This window comes from Stenotrophomonas sp. 24(2023) (genome assembly GCF_030913365.1).
In the GTDB taxonomy this organism is placed as follows: Bacteria; Pseudomonadota; Gammaproteobacteria; order Xanthomonadales; family Xanthomonadaceae; genus Stenotrophomonas.
This window is the reverse complement of the sequence record NZ_CP133160.1, coordinates 2,282,226-2,305,457: the sequence shown is the minus strand read 5'-3', so window position 1 is coordinate 2,305,457 and position 23,232 is coordinate 2,282,226. Positions and strand designations below refer to the sequence as shown.

The 23,232-nt window shown below is 67.5% G+C and carries 22 protein-coding genes; 8 read left to right on the top strand and 14 right to left on the bottom strand.

All coding sequences use genetic code 11. From position 1 onward, the window contains the following. Positions 1–87: 87 nt before the first annotated feature. The 3 genes from Q9R17_RS10205 to folB all read right to left on the bottom strand — a co-directional run bounded on the left by Q9R17_RS10205 (position 88) and on the right by folB (position 4,067). A complete protein-coding gene (locus Q9R17_RS10205; protein ID WP_308154534.1) occupies positions 88–2,262 on the bottom strand; it encodes a glycoside hydrolase family 3 N-terminal domain-containing protein in 2,175 nt (724 codons plus the stop codon). A 127-nt stretch (positions 2,263–2,389) separates the two neighbouring features. Continuing rightward, positions 2,390–3,661 carry a mechanosensitive ion channel domain-containing protein gene (locus Q9R17_RS10200; RefSeq protein ID WP_308154533.1) on the bottom strand — a complete coding sequence of 424 codons (1,272 nt, stop codon included), beginning with the start codon at positions 3,659–3,661 and terminating at the stop codon, positions 2,390–2,392. A 52-nt stretch (positions 3,662–3,713) separates the two neighbouring features. After that, on the bottom strand, positions 3,714–4,067 hold the full coding sequence (gene folB, locus Q9R17_RS10195; protein ID WP_308154532.1) for a dihydroneopterin aldolase: 354 nt from the start codon (positions 4,065–4,067) through the stop codon (positions 3,714–3,716). Between the two features lie 353 nt (positions 4,068–4,420). On the opposite strand from folB, the gene Q9R17_RS10190 reads away from it, so the two are divergent. Continuing rightward, positions 4,421–5,080, top strand: coding sequence for a hypothetical protein (locus Q9R17_RS10190; protein WP_308154531.1), 660 nt, complete (start codon positions 4,421–4,423; stop codon positions 5,078–5,080). Positions 5,081–5,126: 46 nt separating this feature from the next. Here the strand turns inward: Q9R17_RS10190 and tsaD are convergent, their stop codons facing one another. Next, positions 5,127–6,152, bottom strand: coding sequence for a tRNA (adenosine(37)-N6)-threonylcarbamoyltransferase complex transferase subunit TsaD (gene tsaD / locus Q9R17_RS10185; protein WP_308154530.1), 1,026 nt, complete (start codon positions 6,150–6,152; stop codon positions 5,127–5,129). Positions 6,153–6,319: 167 nt separating this feature from the next. Here tsaD and rpsU point away from each other — a divergent pair, with 167 nt between their 5' ends. The 5 genes from rpsU (at position 6,320) to Q9R17_RS10160 (ending at position 11,032) form a co-directional block, all read left to right on the top strand. After that, a complete protein-coding gene (gene rpsU, locus Q9R17_RS10180) occupies positions 6,320–6,535 on the top strand; it encodes a 30S ribosomal protein S21 (RefSeq protein WP_002808376.1) in 216 nt (71 codons plus the stop codon). A 133-nt stretch (positions 6,536–6,668) separates the two neighbouring features. Beyond that, complete coding sequence (locus tag Q9R17_RS10175; protein WP_308154529.1) at positions 6,669–7,112, top strand: GatB/YqeY domain-containing protein; 444 nt, start codon at positions 6,669–6,671, stop codon at positions 7,110–7,112. A gap of 87 nt (positions 7,113–7,199) precedes the next feature. Then, on the top strand, positions 7,200–8,120 hold the full coding sequence (locus Q9R17_RS10170; protein WP_308154528.1) for a YihY/virulence factor BrkB family protein: 921 nt from the start codon (positions 7,200–7,202) through the stop codon (positions 8,118–8,120). Between the two features lie 74 nt (positions 8,121–8,194). Then, positions 8,195–9,931, top strand: coding sequence for a DNA primase (gene dnaG, locus Q9R17_RS10165; protein ID WP_308154527.1), 1,737 nt, complete (start codon positions 8,195–8,197; stop codon positions 9,929–9,931). Positions 9,932–10,033: 102 nt separating this feature from the next. Further along, the gene (locus Q9R17_RS10160) at positions 10,034–11,032 is read left to right on the top strand and encodes a bile acid:sodium symporter family protein (RefSeq protein WP_308154526.1); all 999 of its coding nucleotides are present in this window, start codon (positions 10,034–10,036) and stop codon (positions 11,030–11,032) included. Between the two features lie 145 nt (positions 11,033–11,177). On the opposite strand, the gene cyoE is transcribed toward Q9R17_RS10160, so the two are convergent. The 4 genes from cyoE to Q9R17_RS10140 are packed head-to-tail and all read right to left on the bottom strand — an operon-like array spanning position 11,178 to position 14,585. Next, positions 11,178–12,071, bottom strand: a complete 894-nt coding sequence (gene cyoE / locus Q9R17_RS10155) for a heme o synthase (RefSeq protein ID WP_308154525.1) — start codon at positions 12,069–12,071, stop codon at positions 11,178–11,180. Between the two features lie 4 nt (positions 12,072–12,075). Then, complete coding sequence (locus Q9R17_RS10150; protein WP_308154524.1) at positions 12,076–13,239, bottom strand: COX15/CtaA family protein; 1,164 nt, start codon at positions 13,237–13,239, stop codon at positions 12,076–12,078. A gap of 10 nt (positions 13,240–13,249) precedes the next feature. Then, positions 13,250–13,828: a hypothetical protein gene (locus tag Q9R17_RS10145; protein ID WP_308154523.1), complete on the bottom strand. Its 579-nt coding sequence runs from the start codon at positions 13,826–13,828 to the stop codon at positions 13,250–13,252. Between the two features lie 43 nt (positions 13,829–13,871). Next, a complete protein-coding gene (locus Q9R17_RS10140; RefSeq protein WP_308154522.1) occupies positions 13,872–14,585 on the bottom strand; it encodes an SURF1 family protein in 714 nt (237 codons plus the stop codon). A 57-nt stretch (positions 14,586–14,642) separates the two neighbouring features. Between Q9R17_RS10140 and Q9R17_RS10135 the strand changes: the two genes are divergently transcribed. Then, complete coding sequence (locus tag Q9R17_RS10135; RefSeq protein ID WP_308154521.1) at positions 14,643–14,861, top strand: twin transmembrane helix small protein; 219 nt, start codon at positions 14,643–14,645, stop codon at positions 14,859–14,861. An 18-nt stretch (positions 14,862–14,879) separates the two neighbouring features. Here the strand turns inward: Q9R17_RS10135 and Q9R17_RS10130 are convergent, their stop codons facing one another. From Q9R17_RS10130 to Q9R17_RS10105, 6 genes are read right to left on the bottom strand one after another with little or no spacing between them, the layout of a single operon-like run. Further along, complete coding sequence (locus Q9R17_RS10130) at positions 14,880–15,755, bottom strand: cytochrome c oxidase subunit 3 (protein ID WP_308154520.1); 876 nt, start codon at positions 15,753–15,755, stop codon at positions 14,880–14,882. An 11-nt stretch (positions 15,756–15,766) separates the two neighbouring features. Next, the gene (locus Q9R17_RS10125; protein ID WP_308154519.1) at positions 15,767–16,357 is read right to left on the bottom strand and encodes a cytochrome c oxidase assembly protein; all 591 of its coding nucleotides are present in this window, start codon (positions 16,355–16,357) and stop codon (positions 15,767–15,769) included. Beyond that, positions 16,354–16,554, bottom strand: coding sequence for a hypothetical protein (locus Q9R17_RS10120; RefSeq protein ID WP_308154518.1), 201 nt, complete (start codon positions 16,552–16,554; stop codon positions 16,354–16,356). Before Q9R17_RS10120 ends, Q9R17_RS10125 begins: the two co-directional genes overlap by 4 nt. Before the next feature lie 8 nt (positions 16,555–16,562). Next, on the bottom strand, positions 16,563–18,173 hold the full coding sequence (gene ctaD, locus Q9R17_RS10115; RefSeq protein ID WP_308154517.1) for a cytochrome c oxidase subunit I: 1,611 nt from the start codon (positions 18,171–18,173) through the stop codon (positions 16,563–16,565). Positions 18,174–18,233: 60 nt separating this feature from the next. Then, on the bottom strand, positions 18,234–19,187 hold the full coding sequence (gene coxB, locus Q9R17_RS10110; protein WP_308154516.1) for a cytochrome c oxidase subunit II: 954 nt from the start codon (positions 19,185–19,187) through the stop codon (positions 18,234–18,236). Further along, positions 19,184–19,675, bottom strand: a complete 492-nt coding sequence (locus Q9R17_RS10105; protein ID WP_308154515.1) for a DUF2244 domain-containing protein — start codon at positions 19,673–19,675, stop codon at positions 19,184–19,186. Before Q9R17_RS10105 ends, coxB begins: the two co-directional genes overlap by 4 nt. 274 nt (positions 19,676–19,949) lie before the next feature. Between Q9R17_RS10105 and putA the strand changes: the two genes are divergently transcribed. Continuing rightward, entirely contained in the window at positions 19,950–23,159 is a 3,210-nt protein-coding gene (putA, locus tag Q9R17_RS10100; protein WP_308154514.1) for a bifunctional proline dehydrogenase/L-glutamate gamma-semialdehyde dehydrogenase PutA, read from the top strand. Positions 23,160–23,232: the final 73 nt, after the last annotated feature.

The window sequence follows — 23,232 nt, the reverse complement described above, 5'->3', positions numbered from 1 at the left end:
ATGCACGGCAGCACACGGATCCACTGTCCGCTGCCTGCCATTCAGCCATGGCGCGCGCCGGGCATCGCCCGGCGCGCACGGCGTGGATCAGCCCTTCAGCAGTTCAAACACCACCGCCTCACCGGCAGCCGACGAGGCGCACACCCACACGTCGAACAGGCCCGGCTCGGCGCGCAGCACACCGTCGCGGCCGGTGAAGGCCAGCTGGTCGCGGTGCAGGGTGAACACCACCTCGGTGGATTCGCCCGGCTGCAGGGCGACCTTGCGGAAGTCCTTCAGTTCACGCACCGGGCGCACGCGGCTGGCCACGCGGTCGTGGATGTACAGCTGCACCACTTCCTCACCCGCCACGGTGCCGGTGTTGGTCAGCGTGGTGGTCAGGGTCAGCGTGTCGTCCCAGCCGAGCGTGGGGCTGCTCAGCTGCGGCACGCCGTAGGCGAAGGTGGTGTAGCCGATGCCGTGGCCGAACGGATACAGCGGCTCGTTCGGAATCTCGCGCCAGCGTGCCTTGAATTCCGACATGGTCGGCAGTTCCGGGCGGCCGGTGCGCGGGTGGTTGTAGAAGTACGGCTGCTGGCCGGACACCTGCGGGAAGCTGACCGGCAGGCGCGCGGACGGGCTGTAATCGCCGAACAGCACGTCGGCCACGGCGTGGCCGGTCTGCGTGCCCAGGTACCAGGTGACCGCCACCGCATGGGCATTGCGCACCGCACCCTGCAGCGCCAGCGCACGGCCGTTGCGCAGCAGCACCACCAGCGGCTTGCCGGTCATCGCTACCGCTTCGGCCAGCGCCTGCTGCGCCGGCGGCAGGGTGATCTCCACGCGCGACTGGGCTTCGCCGCTGTAACGCTGCGGTTCGCCCAGCGCCAGCACCACCACGTCGGCACGCAGCGCCGCGGCCACGGCCGCTTCGGTACCGCCGGCAATGGCGGTTTCCAGATCGCAGCCCGGCACGATCTCCAGCAGCGCGTCATCGCCGATGGCCGCGCGCACGCCGGTTTCCAGGTCCACATAGCGCTGCTTGTCGCCGAACAGGGTCCAGCAGCCTTCGATGTTCTCGCGGTCCTGCACGAACGGGCCGATCAGCGCGATCTTCTGTCCGTGCTTCTGCAGCGGCAGCACGTTGTCGCGGTTGTTCAGCAGCACGATCGAACGGCGCGCGGCATCGCGCGAGAGTTCGTCATGGGCAGCGATGTGCGAGGTATCGGCTTCGCGCGCCGGGTCCAGCGAGCGGTACGGGTCATCGAACAGGCCGATGGTTTCCTTCAGCCACAGGATGCGGCGCACGCCTTCATCCAGCACCGCCATCGGCACCTCGCCACTCTGCACCAGGCCCGGCAGGTGTTCGGCGTAGAAGCCGCTCTGCATGCTCAGGTCCAGGCCGGCGGTGAACGCCTTGGCGGTGGCATCGCGGTCGTCGGCGGCATAGCCGTGGGCGACCAGTTCCATGTCCGCGGTGTAGTCGGAGATCACCACGCCCGGGAACTTCCATTCCCCGCGCAGGATGTCGGTCAGCAGTTCGGCATTGGCGCTGGCCGGCACGCCGTTGATGTCGTTGAAGGAGGACATCACGGTGACCGCACCGGCTTCAAAGGCGGCCTTGAACGGCGGCAGGTGCACATCGCGCAGGGTCTGCGGCGAGATATCCACCATGTTGTATTCCATGCCGGCCATCACTGCGCCATAGGCGGCGAAGTGCTTGGGCGTGGCCAGCAGCGAATCGGCCGCGCGCAGGTCGCTGCCCTGGAAACCGCGCACGCGGGCGGCGGCGAACGCGCAGCCCAGCACCACGTCCTCACCGGCGCCTTCGGCACCACGGCCCCAGCGCTGGTCGCGGGCGATGTCCACGGCCGGCGCATAGGTCCAGTGCAGGCCGGCGGCGGTGGCCTCGACGGCGGTGGCGCGTGCGGTGCGCTCGGCCAGCCCCGGCTCGAAGCTGGCCGCTTCGCCCAGCGGGATCGGGAACACGGTGCGCATGCCATGGATCACGTCGGCGGCCAGGATCACCGGGATACCCAGGCGGCTTTCTTCCAGCGCGACCTGCTGGATGCGCCGGCCCAGTTCGGCACCGACACCGTTGAACAGCGAGCCGACCTTGCCCTCGCGCACCTGCTGCAGGACCTGGTCGGCGTTGCGGACGTTGGCTTCCGGATTCACGTCGGGGGCGAACGGGCGGACCATGTCGGCGAAAACGCCCAGCTGGCCGACCTTTTCCTCGACGGTCATCTGGGCAATGAGGGATTCGATGCGTTCGGAGGCCACCAGCTGTCCTTGATGAAAACGTTTACAGGCCCGGCATTCTAGCGTTTCCGAACCATTTGGCGAGTGATTTCGACATTCAGTTACACGCGCGTCCGCCCCCGTATGGCCGGCGGACGCGCCCGGCAGCTTACTCCGCCGCGCCCAACTGGCGCTGCCCCGCCATCAGCATGGCGTCGCTGGAGGCCTGGAAGACGCGCAGGCCGAAGGCCGGCAGGATGGCCAGCAGGTGGTCGAAAATGTCCGACTGCACGCCCTCGTACTCGCCCCAGGCGGTGCTGCGGGTGAAGCAGTACAGCTCCAGCGGCAGGCCCTCGGTGGTTGGCTGCAGCTGGCGCACCAGCAGGGTCATGTCGGTGTGGATGCCGGGATGGCTGCGCAGGTAGCGCTCCACGTAGGCGCGGAAGGTGCCCAGGTTGGTCACCCGGCGGCTGTTGACCTCGGCCACCCCGTCCTGGCGCAGGCGGTCGTTCCACTGCGCCAGCTCCTGCTGCTTGCCCTGCAGGTAATCGCCCAGCAGCGCGAACTGGCCCAGGAAGGCCAGGTCCTGCGCATCCAGGAAACCCACGCTGTGCTGGTCCAGGTACAGCGCGCGCTTGATCCGGCGGCCACCGGCTTCCTGCATGCCGCGCCAGTTCTTGAACGATTCGGTGACCAGCTTCTTGGTCGGGATGGTGGTGATGGTCTTGTCGAAGTTCTGCACGGTGATGGTGTGCAGGGCAATGTCGATGACATCACCATCGGCGTTCTGGCTGGGCATCTCGATCCAGTCGCCGATGCGCACGCGGCCATCGCCGCTGATCTGCACGCTGGCCACCAGCGACAGGATGGTGTCCTGGAAGATCAGCATCAGCACCGCCGTGGCCGCCCCCAGGCCAGTCACCAGCGGCCCCAGCTTCACCCCCAGCAGGGTGGCGAGGATGGACAGCCCGGCCGCCACGTACACCACGATCTTGACCACCTGCAGGTAGCCCTTGATCGGCTTGTTGCGCGCTTCCGGCTTGCGCTCGTACAGGTCGTTGGCGGCGTCCAGCGCGTGCGAGACCGCCAGCGCCAGGGTCAGCACCGCCCAGGCCGTGCACAGCCCGACAACGATCTTGACCAGGCGTTCGGGCAGGTCGGGAACCAGCAACACGCCCGAGGCGATCACCTGGCTGGGCACCACGTTGGACAGGCGGGCGATCACCCGCATCAGATGGCTGCCACGCCCCGAATCGGCGCCGGGCAGGCGCTGCAGCAGGCGCCGCAGGCCGCGCAGCAGGATGCGCTTGGTCAGCCAGTTGGCCAGCCCCGCCGCGATCAGCAGGGCCGCGATCATCAGGGCCAGGTAGGCCCCGGGATAGGGTTCCAGTGTCCGTTGCAGGCCATCAAGCCACTGTACCGCCACCACCGCATCCACCATCCGTTGTCTCCTTCTGTCGTTGCAGGCCGGCCCACGGCCAGCCGGAAAATCCTCAGGTGCGCTCGCGCTCGATGATCACGCCCACCGCGCGCGCGCCGCGCACCGCACCGGGCTTGCTCAGCTTCAGCCGCAGCCACTTCACATCGAATTCGGCCAGCACGATCTGCGCGCAGCGCTCGGCCAGCGTTTCCACCAGGCCGAACTCCGATTCGCGCACGAACTGCTCCAGGCGCTTGCTGACGGCCTTGTAGTTCAGGGTATGGGCGATGTCGTCGGTCGCGGCCGGGCGGCGGTTGTCGAAGCCCATTTCCAGATCGAACACCAGGTCCTGGCGGATCCGCCGCTCCCAGTCATAGATGCCGATCAGGGCATCGATCGTCAGCCCTTCGATGAAAACCTTGTCCATTGCGCCATCCGGCCGGAAAACAGGCGGTCATGGTAACGGGACGGGGCGACGGTTGCCTGAAACGGGCATGGACGGGCGCGGTCTGGAAAAACAAAGGGCCCTGCTAGCGGGGCCCTTTGGTACTACCGTTTGTCCCCGGGGGGAGCATGTTCAAGCCGCGAGTCCCGGTGGCGCAGGTAATCAGAGTAGGCAAGGAGGAAGCCGGGGGTCAAGGCCAATTGCGACAGTCCGGGACAGCCTGATTTCCCGAGGGCAAACACAGCACGTCTGCCATCAATACCAGGGCGTTCCCTGATGGCGATCGACTTTCATCCACGCAAGCATGGAGCCATCCCCAGACGATCCACATCGCAATGGCTGCATATGACGCACTGAGGCGTGCACTGTCGGCGGAACGCCTGTCGACTTACGAGAGAATCGCATCGACCTGCCGCCCTGGCGTCACTGCCGAATCGCTGTATCTCTGGAACATGCGATTGTGCGGCGCCTTGATGATGCCGATCCATCTGTGCGAAGTAGTCATCCGCAATGCAGCAGCCTCGGCACTGGCCCGGCAGCATGGTCCGCAATGGCCATGGAATGATGCCTTCCGGCGCAGGCTGCCGGCATCAGCGTCTGCCGTTGCAAGGCCAGCACTGGAACAGCTGATCGGTCGCGCAACCGACACCTCCGAGATCGTCGCCAACCTGCCACTGGTGTTCTGGCAGCAGCTGTTCACCTGCCGCTTCGATGCCACGCTGTGGATACCGGCGCTAGGCGGGGTGCTGCGCCATGCACCTGCGGCTCATCCCAGTGTCGTCAGGAAGGCCATCTACACAGACATCGATCGCATCCGCCACCTGCGCAACCGCATCGCCCACCACGAACCCATCCTGGAACGTGACATCGGCGCCGACCTTGCCGCCATCGGGCGACTGATCCACGCCCGCTGCCCGCAGACGCTGGGCTGGCTGCAACGGCATGAACGGGCAACCACGGTGCTGGCGGCCTCACCGATAGCAAAGCACCGGTAATGCGCCCGCAGGCAAGCATCCGGCTGTCTGGCCCGGCGCTACCGGCTCACACCGCCGGCAGCGTCGCCATGTCCCAGCGCGGGGTGACATCCACCTTCGGCGGGCTGCTCTGCCCGGCCTGCAGGCGCAGGGCGCCGGCGAAGGCAATCATCGCGCCGTTGTCGGTGCACAGCGACGGGCGCGGGAAACAGGCCCGGCCACCCAGGCGCTGGGCCATCTCCTGCAGGCGCGCGCGCAGGCGCTTGTTGGCCCCCACGCCACCGGCGACCACGATCACGTTGGTGCCGGCCGCCTCCAGCGCGCGCTCGCACTTGATGGCCAGGGTCTCGACCACCGCATCCTCGAAGCCCCGGGCGATGTCGGCGCGGGTCTGCTCGCTCTGGTCGCTGTCGCGCCAGGCCATCAGTACCTGCGTCTTCAGGCCGGAGAAGCTGAAATCCAGCCCCGGCCGGTCGGTCATCGGCCGCGCGAAGCGGTACGCGCCCGGGGTGCCCTTTTCGGCCAGCGCCGCCAGTTGCGGACCGCCGGGGTACGGCAGGCCCATCAGCTTGGCCGTCTTGTCGAAGGCCTCGCCGGCGGCATCGTCCAGGGTTTCACCCAGCAGGCGGTACCGGCCGATGGCATCGACGGCCACCAGCTGGGTATGGCCACCCGATACCAGCAGCGCCACGAACGGGGCCTGCGGCGGGTCATCCTCCATCAGCGGGGCCAGCAGGTGGCCTTCCATATGGTGGACACCGATGGCCGGCACCTCCAGCGCCCAGGCCAGCGAACGGGCCACGCCCGCGCCCACCAGCAAGGCACCGACCAGGCCCGGGCCGGCGGTGTAGGCCACCCCGTCCAGATCGTCGATACGCAGGCCCGCCTCGGCCAGGGTCTGGCGTACCAGCGGCAGCAGCTTGCGTACGTGGTCACGGCTGGCCAGCTCGGGCACCACCCCGCCGTACTCGGCGTGCAGCGCGATCTGGCTGTAGACCGCATGGGCGCGCAGGGCCGCGCTGCCGGACAGGTCGGTGTCATACACCGCCACGCCGGTCTCATCACAGGAAGATTCAATGCCAAGGACTCGCATGGCTGCTATTATGGCGCCCCTGCCGCCCCTCTGGGGCCGTGCAGGCCTTCCACTGCAGCACAAAGGCTGGCCCGCATTCAGGGCCGGTGGCTTGCAGTTTCAAGATTCGCCGCTATAATGTGCGGCTCGCCGGGCGTGACCCGGTTCTACTGTGTCCCGGAGATTCCATGCCCAGCGTCAAAGTCCGCGAGAACGAGCCCTTCGAGTTTGCTCTTCGCCGCTTCAAGCGCACTTGCGAAAAGGCCGGTGTGCTGGCCGAAACCCGCAAGCGCGAGTTCTACGAAAAGCCGACCCAGGAGCGCAAGCGCAAGGCCGCCGCTGCTGTGAAGCGTCAGCTGCGCCGCTCGTCGCGCGACGTCACCAAGCGTCAGCGCCTGTACTGATCGGACGCATCTTCATTGCGGTGGGTTCGTCCTTCCGCGGTGAAGCCGAAGCCGGCACGCGCGAGCGTCGCCGGCTTTTTGCGTTTCCAGGGTCTGGCCACCGCCCTACCCGACTACCACCAAGAGGTCTCCCATGAGCATGAAGCAGCAGCTCACCGATGACATGAAGGCCGCCATGAAGGGCGGCGAGAAGCACAAGCTGGGCGTGATCCGCCTGATCAACGCCGCCATCAAGCAGAAGGAAGTGGACGAGCGCATCGAACTCGACGATGCCGCCGTGATCGCCGTGCTGGACAAGATGGTCAAGCAGCGCAAGGACTCGGTCAGCCAGTACGAAGCGGCCAACCGTGAAGACCTGGCCGAGATCGAACGCGCCGAGATCGTGGTCATCGAAGCCTACCTGCCGGCCAAGATGGGCGAGGCGGAGATCGTGGCTGCCATCCAGGCCGCCATCGCCGAGACCGGTGCCACCGGTGCGGCGGACATGGGCAAGCTGATGGGCGCCCTGAAGCCCAAGCTCGCCGGCCAGGCCGACATGGGCCTGGTGTCCAAGCTGGTCAAGCAGCAGCTCTCGTAAGCCTGCGTTGATCCGGTGGCGCCGGGCCCTGCCCGGCGTTGCCGATGTTTCACCACACCTTCGGACGCGGCTTGCTACAACACCGGCATGGTTGATTCCCCGCCCCATGCACCTGCCCCCCTGCAGAAGTACCTGCAGCGCCTGCAGGACAGCTTCGCGATGGCCGTGGCCAAGCGTTTCGTCGAGATCGATGTCCTGACCCAGGCCGCCTCGGTCTCCTTCTATGCCCTGCTGTCGATGGCACCGCTGCTGGTGCTGCTGCTGTGGCTGACCGCATCGTTGTACCCACCGGCACAGCAGGCGCTGATCGGGCAGATCGGCTCGGTGGCCGGCAGCAGCGTGGCCAGCGTGGCCGACACCGTCCTGCACAATGCCAACAGCCAGCCCAGCGTCGGCTCATTGGCCGGGCTGTGGAGCACCCTGCTGCTGTTCGTCGGCGCCACCGCCGTGTTCGCCCAGCTGCAGAACGCGCTGAACCGCATCTTCCACACCAGCGGGCAGCAGCTCGATGGCCTCAAGGCCTGGCTGCGCAAGCGTGTGTTCTCCTTCGGCGTGGTGCTGGCGCTGGGCTTCCTGCTGATCCTGTCGATGACCGCCACCACGGCGCTGCAGGTGGTGTTCGCGCAGTTGCCCTCGGTGCTGCCGGCCATCGGCTACCTGACCTCGCTGCTGCTGTATGCGCTGGCCTTCGCCTTCCTGTACCACTACCTGCCCGACCGTCGCGTGGCCTGGCGCCAGGCGTTCATCGGCGGTGCCATCACCTCGGTGCTGTTCGCGCTGGGCCGCTATGGCATCGGCGTCTACATCGCCACCGTCGCCCCGGGTAGCGCCTACGGGTCGATGGGGGCCCTGGTGATCGCGCTGGTCTGGATCTACTACGCCACGGCGGTGTTCTTCGTGGGCGCCTTGATGACTGCGGTGATCGACGATCGCCAGCATGCCCGCAGCCGCCTGGCCGCGGCCGGCATCAGCACCGAAAGCACCGGCCCGGCCACCGCCAGCGAGTAGACCAGCGGGTAAACTAGGGGGAAACCTGCCGCCCCTGCCGCGCGCCCTGGCGGCCGCGCCCTGCCCTGTTGCCCATGGCCCGTATCCCCGACGCTTTCATCGACGACCTGCTGGCCCGCACCGACATCGTCGAGGTGGTCGGCAGCCGCGTGCCGCTCAAGCGCCAGGGCAAGGAGTATTCGGCGCGCTGCCCGTTCCATGATGAGCGCTCGGCCTCGTTCACCGTCTCGCCCACCAAGCAGTTCTACCACTGCTTCGGCTGCGGCGCGCACGGCACTGCCATCAGCTTCCTGATGAACTACGACCGCCTCGAATTCCTCGATGCGGTGGACGAACTGGCCAAGCGCGCCGGCATGGAAGTACCGCGCAGCGAGAACCCGCGCAGCGCCCAGCAGCAGGACGACAGCCGCGAGCTGTACACCGCGCTGGACGCCGCCATGAAATTCTTCCAGAAGCACCTGGAAGGCAGCGACAAGGCCCGCAGCTACCTCGATGGCCGCGGTGTGGACGAGGAAAACCGCGCGCGCTTCCAGATCGGCTATGCACCCGATGGCTACAGCGGCCTGCGCGATGCCCTGGGCAAGGACGAGCGGCGCATGAAGCTGCTCGACCGCGCCGGCCTGTTCTCCAAGAACGACCGCGGCCATGTCTACGACAAGTTCCGCGACCGGGTGATGTTCCCGATCTTCGACCGTCGTGGCCGGGTGATCGCCTTCGGTGGCCGCGTGTTCGAGAAGGACGACGGCCCCAAGTACCTCAATTCGCCCGAGACGGCGCTGTTCCACAAGGGTCGCGAGCTGTACGGCCTGTGGCAGGTGCGCCAGGCCAACCAGAAGATCGAGCGTCTGATCGTGGTCGAGGGCTACATGGACGTGGTCTCGCTGTTCCAGTTCGGCGTCACCCAGGCGGTGGCCACGCTGGGCACGGCCACCACCCCGGACCATGCCGAGCTGCTGTTCCGCAACGCACCGGACGTGTTCTTCTGCTTCGACGGCGACGCCGCCGGCCGCCGTGCCGGCTGGAAGGCGCTCGAATCGGTGCTGCCGCGCATGAAGGATGGCCGCCAGGCCTTCTTCCTGTTCCTGCCCGATGGCGAAGATCCGGACACCATCGTGCGCAAGGAAGGCGCCGAGGTCTTCAACGACCGCCTGAAGCAGGCCACGCCGCTGTCGCAGTTCTTCTTCGATGAACTGACCCGCGAGATCAACCTGGGCACGCTGGACGGCAAGGCCCGCCTGGCCGAGCGGGCCAAGCCGATGCTGGCGCAGATTCCCGACGGCGCCTTCGGCGACCTGATGAAGCAGCAGCTGGCACAGTTGACCGGGCTGGGGGCCGGCGCTGCCGCGCGTCCGGTGCCGACCAGCCGCCCGGCCCCCCGGCCGATCCAGCCGGTGGCCAAGCGCAGCCTCGTGCGCGGTGCCATCGCGGTACTGCTGCAGCAGCCCTCGCTGGCCCTGACCCTGGGCGGCCGCCACCACTTCCAGGGGCTGCGCCTGCCCGGCGTGGACCTGCTGCTGGACCTGCTGGCGCTGGTCGAACAGCGCCCGGACATCAGCACCGGCGCCCTGCTGGAGCACTTCGATGGCCGCGAAGAACAGGCCGCCCTGCACACCCTGGCCGCGCAGGTGCTGCCGGGCGATGAGGCCAAGTGGACCGAAGAACTGCACGACGCGGTGGCCCAGCTGGAAAAACAACTGTTGCAGCAACGTCTGGAAGAGCTGACCGCAAAGCAGCGCCAGCAGGGTCTGGACGATACTGACAAGTACGAACTGCGCGAGCTGCTCAAGGCCCGCGCCAGCCTGGGCCGCTGATGGCCGCGCAGGGCGATGACAGGACAGTCACCGGCCTGCTGCGACCGTCATGCCCGGGGTTTGCTGTGTGATCGCCCTTCCCCCTAGAGGAGCCTGTCCCCCATGACCCGCTGGTGGTCGCGCCTGCGACCGGACAATTTCACGCTGGCCCTGCTCAGCACGGTGCTGCTGGCCTCGCTGCTGCCAACCCACGGAGCCGCTGCCATCGTGCTGGACGATGTCACCGACGTCGCCATCGCCGCGCTGTTCTTCCTGCACGGCGCACGCCTGCCCCGCGAGGCCATCCTCGGCGGCATGCTGCACTGGCGGCTGCACCTGACCATCCTGGCCTGCACCTTCATCCTGTTCCCGCTGCTGGGACTGCTGTTCCACCCGCTGTCGGGCCGGCTGCTGACGCCGGAGCTGTACATGGGCGTGCTGTTCCTGTGCACGCTGCCCTCCACCGTGCAGTCGTCCATCGCCTTCACCTCGATGGCGCGCGGCAACGTACCGGCGGCAGTCTGTAGCGCATCGCTGTCGAGCATCCTGGGCGTGTTCCTGACCCCGCTGCTGCTGACGGCACTGGCCGGCACCCAGGGCGGCGTGCACGACCCGCTGCATGCCATCGGCGGCATCATGCTGCAGCTGCTGGTGCCGTTCGTGGCCGGCCACCTGCTGCGGCCGTGGATCGCCGGCTGGGTCGAGCGCCAGCGCGGGCTGCTGCGCTACACCGACCAGGCCACCATCCTGCTGGTGGTGTATTCGGCCTTCGGCGAAGCCGTGACCGAAGGGCTGTGGAGCAAGACCCCGCTGCTGTCACTGCTGGCCGTGGCGGTGGTGGCCGCGGTGCTGCTGGGTATCGCCATGCCCCTGATCGGCTTCATCGCCCGTGGCCTGCGCTTCAACCGCGAGGACCGCATCGCCATCGTGTTCTGCGGCTCCAAGAAGAGCCTGGCCACCGGCGTGCCGATCGCCAAGGTCCTGTTCGCCGGGGGCAGCCTGGGCGCGATCGTGCTACCGGTGATGATCTACCACCAGATCCAGCTGATCGTCTGCGGCGTGATCGCCCAGCGTTACGGGCGGGAAGCAGCGGCACAGGCCGTGGAACAGCACACGCCCTGAGCAGAACCACGCGGCCCCGGGAACACCCACCCGGGCCCGTAGATCCACGCCATGCGTGGATGGGGCGGCCCCGGATATCGTCCGGGCTCACCTGGCCTCGCCCTGCCCCCCGTAGATCCACGCCCTGCGTGGATACCGACGCACCTCACAGCCAGGGCAGGATCCAGTGATCCACCAGCAGGAACGCGAACAGGGCCATCAGGTAGACGATGGACCAGTGGAACATCTTCATCGAGAAGAATTCATCCGGCGGGTTCTGCATGCGCCAGGCGTACCAGAGGAACACCGCGTTGAGCACGATCGCCCCGCCCAGGTAGAACGCACCGCTCATGCCCACCAGGTACGGCACCACGCACACCAGGGCCAGTACCAGCGAATAGGCCAGGATCTGCCGGCGCGTATGCACCACACCGTGGGTCACCGGCAGCATCGGGATCTTGGCCTTGGCGTAGTCCTCGCGGCGGAAGATCGCCAGGGCCCAGAAGTGCGGCGGGGTCCAGATGAAGATGATCAGCACCAGCAGCGATGAATACGCCCAGTCCGATGGGCCCTGCATGCCGGTGATCGCCGCCCAGCCCAGCATCGGCGGCATCGCGCCGGCCAGGCCGCCGATGACGATGTTCTGCGAGGTCGCGCGCTTGAGGTAGACGGTGTAGACCACCGCATAGCCGATCAGCGAGGCGAAGGTCAGCACCGCGGTGATGAGGTTGACCCACAGCACCAGGATGGCCATCGACAGCACGATCAGCACGCCGGCAAACACCAGCACCTGCCACGGCTTGACCTTGCCCACCACCAGCGGCCGCCACGAGGTACGCGCCATCTGCGCGTCGATGTGGGCATCGAGCAGCTGGTTGATCGCCGCCGCCGCCGAAGCGGCCAGCCAGATGCCCAGGAAGCCCAGTGCGCCCAGGCGCAGCTGCTCCGCGCTGGGCATGCCCGGGATGGCCAGCACCATGCCCACCAGCGCGGTGAACACGATCAGGGCGACGACCTTGGGCTTGGTCAGGTCCCAGTACTGGCGATAGTTGGAAAACATGGAATCAGTCCGGGGCACGCAGGCGGGCCAGCAGGCTGACCAGCACGAACAACAGGGCAACGGCCACGCCGTTGTGCATCACCGCTACTTCCAGCGGCAGGGCCAGCTTCACATTGAGGATGCCCAGGCTGACCTGGGCCACCAGCAGCAGCACCAGGGCTGCGGCCCAGCAGCGCATGCTGGGCAGGCGGAACAGGCGCAGGCCCAGCCACAGCAGGTAGGCGGCCACCACGATCGCGAACAGGCGGTGCGCCATCTGGATGGCGATGCGCGAGGCCCCATCGAGCACGCCCCCTTCGTAATCCACGCCGATGCCACGCCACAGGGTGAAGCCTTCGACGAAGTTGTGCTGCGGCCACCACTGGTTGGCACAGCGTGGGAAGTTGTCCAGCGACAGGCTGCCGCCGCCGCAGGCCAGCGCGGCGTAGTTGGCGCTGACCCAGCCGCCCAGGGCGATCTGGGTGACCAGCACCGCCACGCCGATGCGCAGCAGCCATTTCAGCTTGGGCGCCTCGGCCAGTGTGATCGGCAGGTGGGTCGCGCGCCAGGCCATCCAGGCCAGCAGCGCGAACATCAGCATGCCGCCCAGCAGGTGGCCCATCACCACGATGGGCTTGAGCAGCAGGGTGACCGTCCACATGCCCAGCAGCGCCTGGAAAATCACCACCGCCAGGGTCAGCACCGCCGCGCGCGCCAGGTCGATGTTGCTCCAGCGCAGCGCGGCGATCAGCAGTATCGCCTCGCCGATCAGCGCCAGCGCACTGGCCGTTCCGTGCCAGCCGGCCATGTACAACGGTATGCCGGCGGCCACCAGCACGCAGGCGGTGACGACCGCCGTGCTTCCAAAACGCCGCTTGCGGGTGGCCAGCAGGGCCAGGGTGAGGATCTCGATGCCCAGTGCGCCGGCCAGGAAGCGGTGCACCTGTTCACGCCAGGCCTTGTGCGTTTCCAGCGGGCGGATCTCGGCGGCCGGGTGGCCGACGGTTTCCTCGATGTGCTGCGGCCAGGTGGCACGGCCATAGCAGGTCGGCCAGTCCGGGCAGCTCAGGCCGGCGTCGGACAGGCGAACGAACGCACCGAACATGATCGTGCTCGCCGTCATGATCATGGCGAACCAGGCCAGGCGGTGGAAATTTCGCTGCAGCGCCGGGCGCGCGGAAAGGCTCATCAAACAGGACTCACTTCAGTTTCAGCAACGTGGCCAGGTCCTTGCGCAGGCCCCCCAGATCACTACCGGGGGCATGGCGCATGATCACGAAGCCATTCGGATCGACCACGTAGACCGGCAGGCCGGCGGGGTCATCGACGCCGGGCAGCGCCGCGCGCAGCGCCGGTGCGGGAGCCAGCGCACGCAACGCAGGCAACGGGGCGATGGCCGCCGGTGGCGTGCCCAGCCACAGGATCTCCACATTATCGGCGTTATGGCCGAACAGCTGCCACATCTTCGCCAAGCCCTGCGACAAAGTGACGCACTGTGCATCGCACTGCGCGCCGGGGGCGACCAGCACGCGCCAGACCTTGTGCTCGCCTCCGGTCCAGGCATAGGGCTGGCCGGTGGCCAGCCGTGGCGGCTGCCCGCGCAGGTCCACCGGGGGCTGCAGCAGCTGGCCCACGTTGCGGTGCCCGGCCGGCTGCCAGCCGGAAAAGCGCAGCACCCCGGCCAGCGCCATCGCACCGAAGAACACGGCAAACAGCAGCAGCAGGGTACGGCGGCCAGTGCCGCGCGCGGGGGACTGCGGGGACGAGGCTGCATTCATGGGCACGATTTTCTCATGGTTGGGTACAAGGATGCCGCCGGCACTACCTGGCCGCGCGGCGGCGGCGCCATTCCAGCACCAGCGCAACGACCAGCACGGTCAGTGCCAGGCCGAACCACTGCACGGCATAGCCCAGGTGGCGCTCGGGCGGCAGGGTGTTGGGCAGCAGTTCCAGATCGCGCTCGTCGCCGAAGGGCAGTGCCGGGTCCAGGCGCAGCACGCGGTCGGGCAGCCCCGGCACCCCCAGCACGGCGGCCAGGCCCGGTGCCGGCAGGCGGCTGGCCAGCCATTGCCCGGTTCCCGTGCCGGGCACGAACGCCGGCCCCAGCGCCAGCCCCGGGGCAGGGGCCGGAGCCAGCAGGCCCCGCACGGCCACCGGTGATGGCGGCGCGGGAGGGTGCGGCAACTGCCGGTCCGCCGGCAGCGCGCGCCAGCCCAGGTCGGCCAGCACCAGCGCACCACTGTCGCTGCGGAACGGACGGTAGATCTTCACCCCGGCGCGGCCGTGCCGTATCTGGTTGTCCAGCAGCACCACCCCGGGCAGGAAACGGCCGTGGTCGGCCACCCCGTGCAGCGGCCCGGCCGCGGCCAGCGCCTGCTGCAGTGGCATCACCCGGGCAAGGGCCGGGCCCTGCGCATCCAGCAGGGCCTGCTTGGCCTGCATGCGCTGCAGCTGCCAGCCGCCCAGGGCACTGAAACCGGCCATCGCCAGCAGCGCCGCCGCCCACCCGATCACGCGCGTGTGCTGGCGCATCATGACAAGTCCGTGCAAACACGGTCAGATAGGCGCCACCACCCTGCCACCGAGCCCTGCATGAGCGATTCGCTGAAGACCCTGCTGGTTATCGCGTTTCTGATCGTCATCATCTGGAACCTGGGGGCCGGCCTGTACTACCTGCTGGTCGACCGCGGGCAGACCAAGCGCACGGTGAACGCATTGACCCGGCGCATCGCGCTGTCGGTGGCGCTCATCGTGCTGGTGGTCATCGGCATCTATACGGGGTGGATCAAGCCGCATGGCATCGGCGGCTGACGCCGCCGCGCCGCGTGCTCAGAGCACGTAGACGAACAGGAACAGCATCAGCCACACCACATCGACGAAGTGCCAGTACCAGGCCGCCGCTTCGAAACCGAAGTGGTTGTCGCGGGTGAAGTGGCCCTTGGCCGAGCGCAGCCACATCACCACCAGCATGATCGTGCCCAGCAGCACGTGCGCGCCGTGGAAGCCGGTCAGCATGAAGAAGGTGGACCCGTAGATGCCCGAGCCCAGGGTGAGGTTGAGTTCCTTGTAGGCGTGGATGTATTCCTCGGCCTGCAGGGTCAGGAAGAAGGCACCCAGCAGCACGGTCAGCCCCAGCCAGACCAGCAGCTGGCGGCGGTGGCCGGCCTTGAGCGCATGGTGGGCGATGGTCAGGGTGATGCCGGAGGTGAGCAGGATCAGCGTGTTGATCAGCGGCAGGCCCCAGGCCGGAATGGTCTGGAAGTGGCCGCCGATGGCACCGGGGCCGTTGGTCGGCCAGGCCGCCGAGTAACCGTCCCACAGCAGTTCATTGGTCATCACCCCGTCGCCCTCGCCGCCCAGCCACGGCAGCCCCAGCGTGCGGGTGTAGAACAGCGCGCCGAAGAACGCACCGAAGAACATCACCTCGGAAAAAATGAACCAGACCATGCCCATGCGGAACGAGCCGTCCACCTGGCGGTTGTAGTGCCCGGCCTGCGACTCGCGCACCACATCGCTGAACCACCAGAACAGGGTCAGCACCAGCATCACCAGGCCGGCATAGAAGGTCCATTTTCCCCACCCGGCATCGTTGAGCCAGCTGGCCACCCCGACCATGGTGACCATCATCGCGATGGAACCGACGAACGGCCATCGGCTGTGGCTGGGGACGAAGTACACGTTGGCATCGGTCGGCGGCTGGGCCATGGTCGGTGTCCTCAGGGAGCGGCGTGCACGGCCAGCGGTGCGGCGGCCGGAGCCAGCCGCGCCGACAGCGCGTCGTTCTTGTAGAAGGTGTAGGACAGCGTGATCGTCTTGATTTCCGGCGGCAGGTCCGGGTCGACGATGAAGCGCACGGGCATGTCGCGTTTCTCGCCGGCCTGCAGGGTCTGCGCGGTGAAGCAGAAGCATTCGGTCTTGCTGAAGTACCCCGATGCACGCGCCGGCGCCACCGAGGGCACCGCGCTGCCCACCAGGGCGGCATCGCTGTCGTTGCGGGCGAAATACAGCGCCTCGTTGAGCTCGCCGGGCACCACATCCATCGTCAGCTGCTCGGGGTGGAAGGCCCAGGGCAGCTTCGAGTTCACCCCGCCATCGAATTCCACCCGCACGGTGCGCTTGCCGGCGGCTGCCGCTGCACTGGCCTGCGCCCCCGGGCCGCGCTCCAGGCGCACGCCAAAGACCTTCTCGCAGGCGATGCGGTACAGCGGCACCAGCGAGAACGTCAGCAGGAACACCGCCACGGCCACGCCGATCAGCCGTGGCAGGCCCGCGTGGCGCGACGGCGTGCTGGCCGGGGTATCACTCATCGCCCGACCACCCCGCTGAGGATGAAGCCGACGTAGACCAGCAGGGCCACGCCGCCCACCCACAAGGCGGTGCGACGGGCACGCTGGCGCTGCTGGTGCTGCAGCCCGGCCATGCCCGGCGGCGTGGGGGCCTGTGCCGCGCTTTCAGCCGTACGTGGCTCGGCTCTGCACGGAATGATCGGGCTTTCGTTATGCATGCCCCACCTCAATGCGTGATGTCATCGTGGGCCAGGTCGCCCGGGCGGATCGTCGGCGGCGTGGTGAAGGTATGCGCCGGTGCCGGCGACGGCACCGTCCACTCCAGGCCGCGCGCGCCCTCCCAGGAACGGGCCTCGGCCTTTTCACCGTTGCGCAGCGAAGACAGCAGGATCGCCGCCATCATGAACGGGGTGACGAACATGCCGAACGCACCGATGGAGCTGATCAGGTTCCAGTCGGCGAAGGCCACCGAATAGTCGGGAATGCGGCGCGGCATGCCGGCCAGGCCCAGGAAGTGCTGTGGGAAGAACAGCAGGTTGACGAACACGATCGACCACCAGAAGTGCACCTTGGCCCACTTTTCGCTGTACATGCGCCCGGTCCACTTCGGCCACCAGTAGTACACCGCGGCGATCAGCGCGAACACTGCGCCGGTCACCAGCACGTAGTGGAAGTGGGCCACGACGAAGTAGGTGTCGTGGTACTGGAAATCAGCGGCCACGATGGCCAGCATCAGGCCGGAGAAGCCACCGATGGTGAACAGGATCACGAACGCCACCGACCACAGCATCGGCGCTTCGAAGGTCAGCGAACCGCGCCACATCGTGCTGACCCAGTTGAACACCTTCACCCCGGTCGGGATGGAGATCAGCATGGTGGCGAACATGAAGTAGATCTCGCCGCCCAGCGGCATGCCCACGGTGAACATGTGGTGGGCCCAGACGATGAACGACAGGAAGGCGATGGCCGCCGTGGCGTAGACCATCGCCTGGTAGCCGAACAGCGGCTTGCGGCTGAAGGTCGGGATGATCTCGCTGACCACGCCGAAGGCCGGCAGGATCATGATGTAGACCTCCGGGTGCCCGAAGAACCAGAAGATGTGCTGGAACATCACCGGGTCACCGCCACCGGCGGCATTGAAGAAGCTGGTGCCGAAGAACTTGTCGGTCAGCAGCATGGTCACCGCACCGGCCAGCACCGGCATCACCGCGATCAGCAGGAAGGCAGTGATCAGCCAGGCCCAGCAGAAGATCGGCATCTTCAGCAGGTCGATGCCCGGCGCCCGCATGTTCAGCACGGTGGCGATGATGTTGATCGCGCCCATGATCGAACTGATGCCGGCCACGTGGATGGCGAACACGGTGAAGGCCACGTTGTAACCGCCCTGCAGCGACAGCGGCGGGTACAGCGTCCAGCCACCGGCCGGCGCGCCACCGGGCAGGAAGAAGGTCAGCAGCAGCAGGCTGAAGGCCACCGGCAGCAGCCAGAACGACCAGTTGTTCATGCGCGGCAGGGCCATGTCCGGCGCGCCGATCTGCATCGGGATCATCCAGTTGGCCAGGCCGACGAAGGCCGGCATCACGCCGCCGAAGATCATCACCAGCGCATGCACGGTGGTCATCTGGTTGAAGAATTCAGGCTTGACGAACTGCAGGCCCGGCTGCGCCAGCTCGGCGCGGATCACCACGCTCATCGCCGCGCCGATGATGAACATGATGAAGCTGAAACCCAGGTACAGCGTGCCGATGTCCTTGTGGTTGGTCGAGAAGAACCAACGCTCGAAAAAGCCCTGCTGGTGACCGTGGTGGTCGTCGTGCCCAACTGCCGAGTGCGCCATCGCAAAACACCTCTCAGAATCGGTTGTCGCCACGGCCGCGACGCGGCCGTGGGCTTCACATCACGCGCCGGCGGCGGCAGTGGCAGGCGCGCTGCCAGCCTCGGCGGCCGCCGGTGCTGCCGGCGCCTCGCCCGTCGGTGCCGCCGGTTCGGCAGGTGCCGAGGGGGGTGCAGGCGCGGCCGGCGGTGCAGGTTTGCGCTGCGCCAGCCACTGCTTGAAGTCTTCCTTGGACACCGCCTCGACCACGATCGGCATGAAGCCGTGGTCCTTACCGCACAGCTCGGCACACTGCCCGCGGTAGACGCCCGGTGTCTCGATGTTGGTCCAGGCCTCGTTGATGAAGCCGGGGATGGCGTCCTGCTTCCAGCCCAGCGCCGGCACCCACCAGGCATGGATCACGTCATCGGAGGTGATGACGAAGCGCACCTTGGTGTCCACCGGCAGCACCAGGCGGTTGTCCACGTCCAGCAGGTAGTGCGGGTGGCTGTCGCGGGTGGGGACCTTGCCGCTCTGCCGCATGCGGTCCGATTCACGGTCCAGGCGGCTGGTGAAGGCCACGTTCTCGCCCAGGTACTCGTACTTCCACATCCACTGGTAGCCGGTGACCTTCACCGTCATCTCGGCATCGCGGGTGTCGTACATCTTGATCAGGTTGGCCGTGGCCGGCCAGGCCATGACGATCAGGATGACCACCGGGATCACCGTCCAGATCACTTCGGCCCGGGTGTTGTGGCTGAAGGTGGCCGGCACCGCCCCCTTGGATTTGCGGAACTTGAACATGGCATAGGCCATCGCGCCGAACACGATCACGCCGATCACCGTGACCACGATCAGCGAGAACAGGTTCGATTCCCAGGCCAGGCGCGAGGTCTGGGTGACCCCCTTGCCCATGTTCAGCTGCCACGGCTTGGGATCGGCCGCCTGGGCCCACGCCAACGCCGGAACCATTCCCCCGGCCACCAGGGCGGTGACCGCTGCAACGCACTTCGTGCCCCACCTGCTGCTTTGCTTCATTGCCTAGACCCTTGACGTCGTCGGTGGCCGCCATCGCTGGCGGCGAGCAAGCTTTCAAGTGCTTCTACGAGCATCTGGCGTTCGGCCGGCGCGAGGAAACTCCCCACCTCCACCTGCCGGCCGCTGGACGCAAGCCGGACCCTCGTGCCGTCGATGAGCAGGCGCACCCAGTGCGGGTGGGCCCGGAACACCGGCGACCCGCCGGCGGTGGGGATGACCTCCACACACGCCGGTACTACCCGGATCTCCTCCTGCCGTTCGCCGCTGCGCCACAAGGCACGCAACGCGGCTGCCAGCAGGAGGCTGTACAGCAGCGCGAACAGGGGAGCGAATGCATTGCCGGCCAACCAGCCCAGGCCGGCCACCAGCCACATCGCTCCCGTCAACACGGCAAACAACAGGATGAACTGCCGGGCATCAAGCGCCCGTGGGGGACGCAGCCGCAGTTGCGTACCTGACCCATCCGGAGCTGGAAGCACCTCGATCATGTCGCAACCGCGTTCCTGCCGCGGGAAACGATTCGATGGTAGCCCTGCCTTCCAACCAGCCGCAAGGGTTCATTCACACTTTCAGCCATGTTGCAATACAGCATGGCACCGTCGGCCGATTTGCCGAATTCTGCACAATACTGGCCCGACATCCTGAACGCGCGGAATCGCCCGGCCACAAAGGGATCCCAGCCTTCACGAAGGTGGCTGCGGGACGCTACCGGACCGCCAAAAAATGATTAAAATCGCCAAGTTTTCCACGGGCCCCTTCGGCATGAACGCACCTTCGTCCCCTACTCACGCCAGCGCGTCACCGGCGCTGCTGTCACCGGAACTGCCGGCCTCTCCCACCCCGTTCCGCCAGGCCATCACCGATGCCTGGCTGAAGGATGAAACCCAGCACGTGCGCGAACTGCTGGCCCAGGCCCGCCTGCCGGCCGACGAGCAGGCGAAGGTGCAGGCGCTGGCCGCCGACCTGGTCGGCCGGGTGCGCGTGCGCGCCAAGGACCAGGGCGCGATCGAAGCCTTCATGCGCCAGTACGACCTGGGCAGCGAAGAAGGCGTGCTGCTGATGTGCGTGGCCGAAGCCCTGCTGCGCATTCCGGACCAGGAGACCGCCGACAAGCTGATCCGCGACAAGCTGGCCGACGCCGACTGGGAAAAGCACCTGGGCGGCAGCGATTCGGTGCTGGTCAACGCCTCCACCTGGGGCCTGATGCTCACCGGCAAGCTGGTGCAGATCAACGACGCCACCCGTGCCGATGCCCCGGGCGCCTTCAAGCGCCTGGTCGGCCGCGTGGGTGAACCGGTGGTGCGCCTGGCCGTGCGCCAGGCGATGAAGATCATGGGCCACCAGTTCGTCATGGGCCGCACCATCAGTGAAGCGCTGGCGCGCTCGCACAAGGGTGACAACGCCAGCTACCGCTACTCCTTCGACATGCTGGGCGAAGGCGCGCTGACCATGAAGGACGCGCTGCGCTACCTGGAGGACTACCGCCGCGCGATCCATGCCATCGGCGGTGACCACAAGGCACGTGGCGGCCGTCCCGACGGCGACGTCAACAATGCACCGGGCATCTCCATCAAGCTGTCGGCGCTGTACCCGCGCTACGAGCACGCCAAGCGCGAGCGCGTGCTGGCCGACCTGGTGCCGGGCGTGCTGGAACTGGCCCAGCTGGCCAAGAGCTACGGCATCGGCTGCACGGTCGACGCCGAAGAAGCCGACCGCCTGGAGCTGTCGCTGGACATCATCGAGCGCGTGTTCTCCGACGCCTCGCTGGCCGGCTGGGATGGTTTCGGTGTGGTCGTGCAGGCCTACCAGAAGCGTACCCCGTACACGATCGACCACCTGGCCGACATGGCCCGCCGCAACGGCCGCCGCCTGCAGGTGCGCCTGGTCAAGGGCGCCTACTGGGATGCGGAGATCAAGCGCGCGCAGATCGAAGGCTACCCGGGCTACCCGGTGTTCACCCGCAAGCAGAACACCGACGTGTCCTACCTGGCCTGCGCCAAGCGCCTGTTCGGCCATGCCGATGCGATCTACCCGATGTTCGCCACGCACAACGCGCACACCATCGCCGCGGTGCGCAGCATCGCCCAGGGCGGCGTGTACGAGCACCAGAAGCTGCACGGCATGGGCGATGACCTGTACGCCGAAGTCGTGCCGGCCGACCGCCTAAGCCTGCCGTGCCGCGTGTACGCGCCGGTCGGCTCGCATGAGGACCTGCTGCCGTACCTGGTGCGCCGCCTGCTGGAAAACGGCGCCAACTCCAGCTTCGTCAACCGCATCACCGACGAGCGCGTGCCGATCACCGACCTGATCCGCGATCCGGTCGAGATGGTCGCCGCGTTCGATTCGATCCCCCACCCGAAGATCCCGCTGCCGGTCGACCTGCTGCGCAGCCAGAACCACGACAGGAAGAACTCCATGGGCGCCAACCTCGCCAACGACAACGAACTGCGCGCCCTGGCCGAGCAGCTCAACGCCGCCATCAAGCCGTGGGCCGCCGCACCGCTGGTGCCGGGCGCCGCCCCGGCCGGTGCCAGCCAGCCGGTCACCAACCCGGCCGATACGCGCGAGGTGGTCGGCCAGTGGCAGGCCGCCGATGCGGCCACCGTGCAGAAGGCCCTGGCCAATGCCGTAGCCGCGCAGCCGGCCTGGAACCGCACCCCGGCCGCCAGCCGCGCCAGCATCCTGGAACACGCCGCCGACCAGCTCGAAGCGCGCATGCCCGAGTTCATGGCCCTGTGCGTGAAGGAAGCCGGCAAGAGCCTGCCCGACAGCGTTGCCGAAGTGCGCGAAGCGGTCGATTTCCTGCGCTACTACGCCAAGCAGGCGCGCGAGCAGTTCGGCCATGCCGAGAAGCTGCCCAGCCCGACCGGTGAATCCAACGAACTGCAGCTGCACGGCCGTGGCGTGTTCGTCTGCATCAGCCCGTGGAACTTCCCGCTGGCCATCTTCCTGGGCCAGGTCGCCGCCGCGCTGGCGGCCGGCAACAGCGTCATCGCCAAGCCGGCCGAGCAGACCAACCTGATCGGCTATTACGCGGTGAAGCTGCTGCAGGATGCCGGCGTGCCGGCCGAGGTCGTGCAGTTCCTGCCGGGCGACGGCGCCACCGTCGGCGCCGCGCTGACCGCCGATGCGCGCGTGGCCGGCGTGGCCTTCACCGGCTCCACCGACACCGCCCGTGCGATCAACCGCGCGATGGCCGCCCGTGATGCCGCCATCGGCGTGCTGATTGCCGAGACCGGCGGCCAGAACGCGTTCATCGCCGACTCCTCGGCGCTGCCGGAACAGCTGGTCAAGGATGCGATCGGCTCGGCCTTCACCTCCGCCGGCCAGCGCTGCTCGGCCGCACGCGTGCTGTTCGTGCAGGACGACATCGCCGACAAGGTGATGACCATGCTGGCCGGTGCGATGAAGGAACTGAAGGTCGGCAACCCCGGCCTGCTGTCCACCGACGTCGGCCCGGTGATCGACGCCGACGCGCTGCAGATCCTGCAGGACCATGCCGTGCGCATGGACCGCGAAGCCCGCCTGATCGCCGCCGCCGAGCTGTCGGCCGAAGCGGCCAACGGCACCTTCTTCGCGCCGCGCGCCTATGAACTGAAGGACCTGGGCCAGCTGCACAAGGAAATCTTCGGGCCGGTCCTGCACGTGATCCGCTGGAAGGCCGACCAGCTCGATGCGGTGATCGACCAGATCAACGCCACCGGCTACGGCCTGACCCTGGGCGTGCACTCGCGCATCGACGAGACCGTGGACCGCATCGCCAACGGCGTCCATGTCGGCAACGTCTACGTCAACCGCAACCAGATCGGTGCGGTGGTGGGCGTGCAGCCGTTCGGCGGCCAGGGCCTGTCCGGCACCGGCCCGAAGGCTGGCGGCCCGCACTACCTGCTGCGCTTTGCCACCGAAAAGACGGTGACGGTGAACACCACCGCCGCCGGCGGCAACGCCTCGCTGCTGACGCTGGGCGACTGATACACCCCCTCCCCTTCCACGGGTGCTGCAGCAACACGGAAAAACCCCGCGAAAGCGGGGTTTTTCTTTACAT

What these genes read in the sequence shown, in the direction of transcription:
- Q9R17_RS10200 (WP_308154533.1), bottom strand. Translation starts at nt 3,661, where the DNA reads ATGGTGGATGCGGTGGTGGCGGTACAGTGGCTTGATGGCCTGCAACGG.
- folB (WP_308154532.1), bottom strand. Translation starts at nt 4,067, where the DNA reads ATGGACAAGGTTTTCATCGAAGGGCTGACGATCGATGCCCTGATCGGC.
- Q9R17_RS10190 (WP_308154531.1), top strand. Translation starts at nt 4,421, where the DNA reads ATGGCTGCATATGACGCACTGAGGCGTGCACTGTCGGCGGAACGCCTG.
- tsaD (WP_308154530.1), bottom strand. Translation starts at nt 6,152, where the DNA reads ATGCGAGTCCTTGGCATTGAATCTTCCTGTGATGAGACCGGCGTGGCG.
- rpsU (WP_002808376.1), top strand. Translation starts at nt 6,320, where the DNA reads ATGCCCAGCGTCAAAGTCCGCGAGAACGAGCCCTTCGAGTTTGCTCTT.
- Q9R17_RS10175 (WP_308154529.1), top strand. Translation starts at nt 6,669, where the DNA reads ATGAGCATGAAGCAGCAGCTCACCGATGACATGAAGGCCGCCATGAAG.
- Q9R17_RS10170 (WP_308154528.1), top strand. Translation starts at nt 7,200, where the DNA reads ATGGTTGATTCCCCGCCCCATGCACCTGCCCCCCTGCAGAAGTACCTG.
- dnaG (WP_308154527.1), top strand. Translation starts at nt 8,195, where the DNA reads ATGGCCCGTATCCCCGACGCTTTCATCGACGACCTGCTGGCCCGCACC.
- Q9R17_RS10160 (WP_308154526.1), top strand. Translation starts at nt 10,034, where the DNA reads ATGACCCGCTGGTGGTCGCGCCTGCGACCGGACAATTTCACGCTGGCC.
- cyoE (WP_308154525.1), bottom strand. Translation starts at nt 12,071, where the DNA reads ATGTTTTCCAACTATCGCCAGTACTGGGACCTGACCAAGCCCAAGGTC.
- Q9R17_RS10150 (WP_308154524.1), bottom strand. Translation starts at nt 13,239, where the DNA reads ATGAGCCTTTCCGCGCGCCCGGCGCTGCAGCGAAATTTCCACCGCCTG.
- Q9R17_RS10145 (WP_308154523.1), bottom strand. Translation starts at nt 13,828, where the DNA reads ATGAATGCAGCCTCGTCCCCGCAGTCCCCCGCGCGCGGCACTGGCCGC.
- Q9R17_RS10140 (WP_308154522.1), bottom strand. Translation starts at nt 14,585, where the DNA reads ATGATGCGCCAGCACACGCGCGTGATCGGGTGGGCGGCGGCGCTGCTG.
- Q9R17_RS10135 (WP_308154521.1), top strand. Translation starts at nt 14,643, where the DNA reads ATGAGCGATTCGCTGAAGACCCTGCTGGTTATCGCGTTTCTGATCGTC.
- Q9R17_RS10130 (WP_308154520.1), bottom strand. Translation starts at nt 15,755, where the DNA reads ATGGCCCAGCCGCCGACCGATGCCAACGTGTACTTCGTCCCCAGCCAC.
- Q9R17_RS10125 (WP_308154519.1), bottom strand. Translation starts at nt 16,357, where the DNA reads ATGAGTGATACCCCGGCCAGCACGCCGTCGCGCCACGCGGGCCTGCCA.
- Q9R17_RS10120 (WP_308154518.1), bottom strand. Translation starts at nt 16,554, where the DNA reads ATGCATAACGAAAGCCCGATCATTCCGTGCAGAGCCGAGCCACGTACG.
- ctaD (WP_308154517.1), bottom strand. Translation starts at nt 18,173, where the DNA reads ATGGCGCACTCGGCAGTTGGGCACGACGACCACCACGGTCACCAGCAG.
- coxB (WP_308154516.1), bottom strand. Translation starts at nt 19,187, where the DNA reads ATGAAGCAAAGCAGCAGGTGGGGCACGAAGTGCGTTGCAGCGGTCACC.
- Q9R17_RS10105 (WP_308154515.1), bottom strand. Translation starts at nt 19,675, where the DNA reads ATGATCGAGGTGCTTCCAGCTCCGGATGGGTCAGGTACGCAACTGCGG.
- putA (WP_308154514.1), top strand. Translation starts at nt 19,950, where the DNA reads ATGAACGCACCTTCGTCCCCTACTCACGCCAGCGCGTCACCGGCGCTG.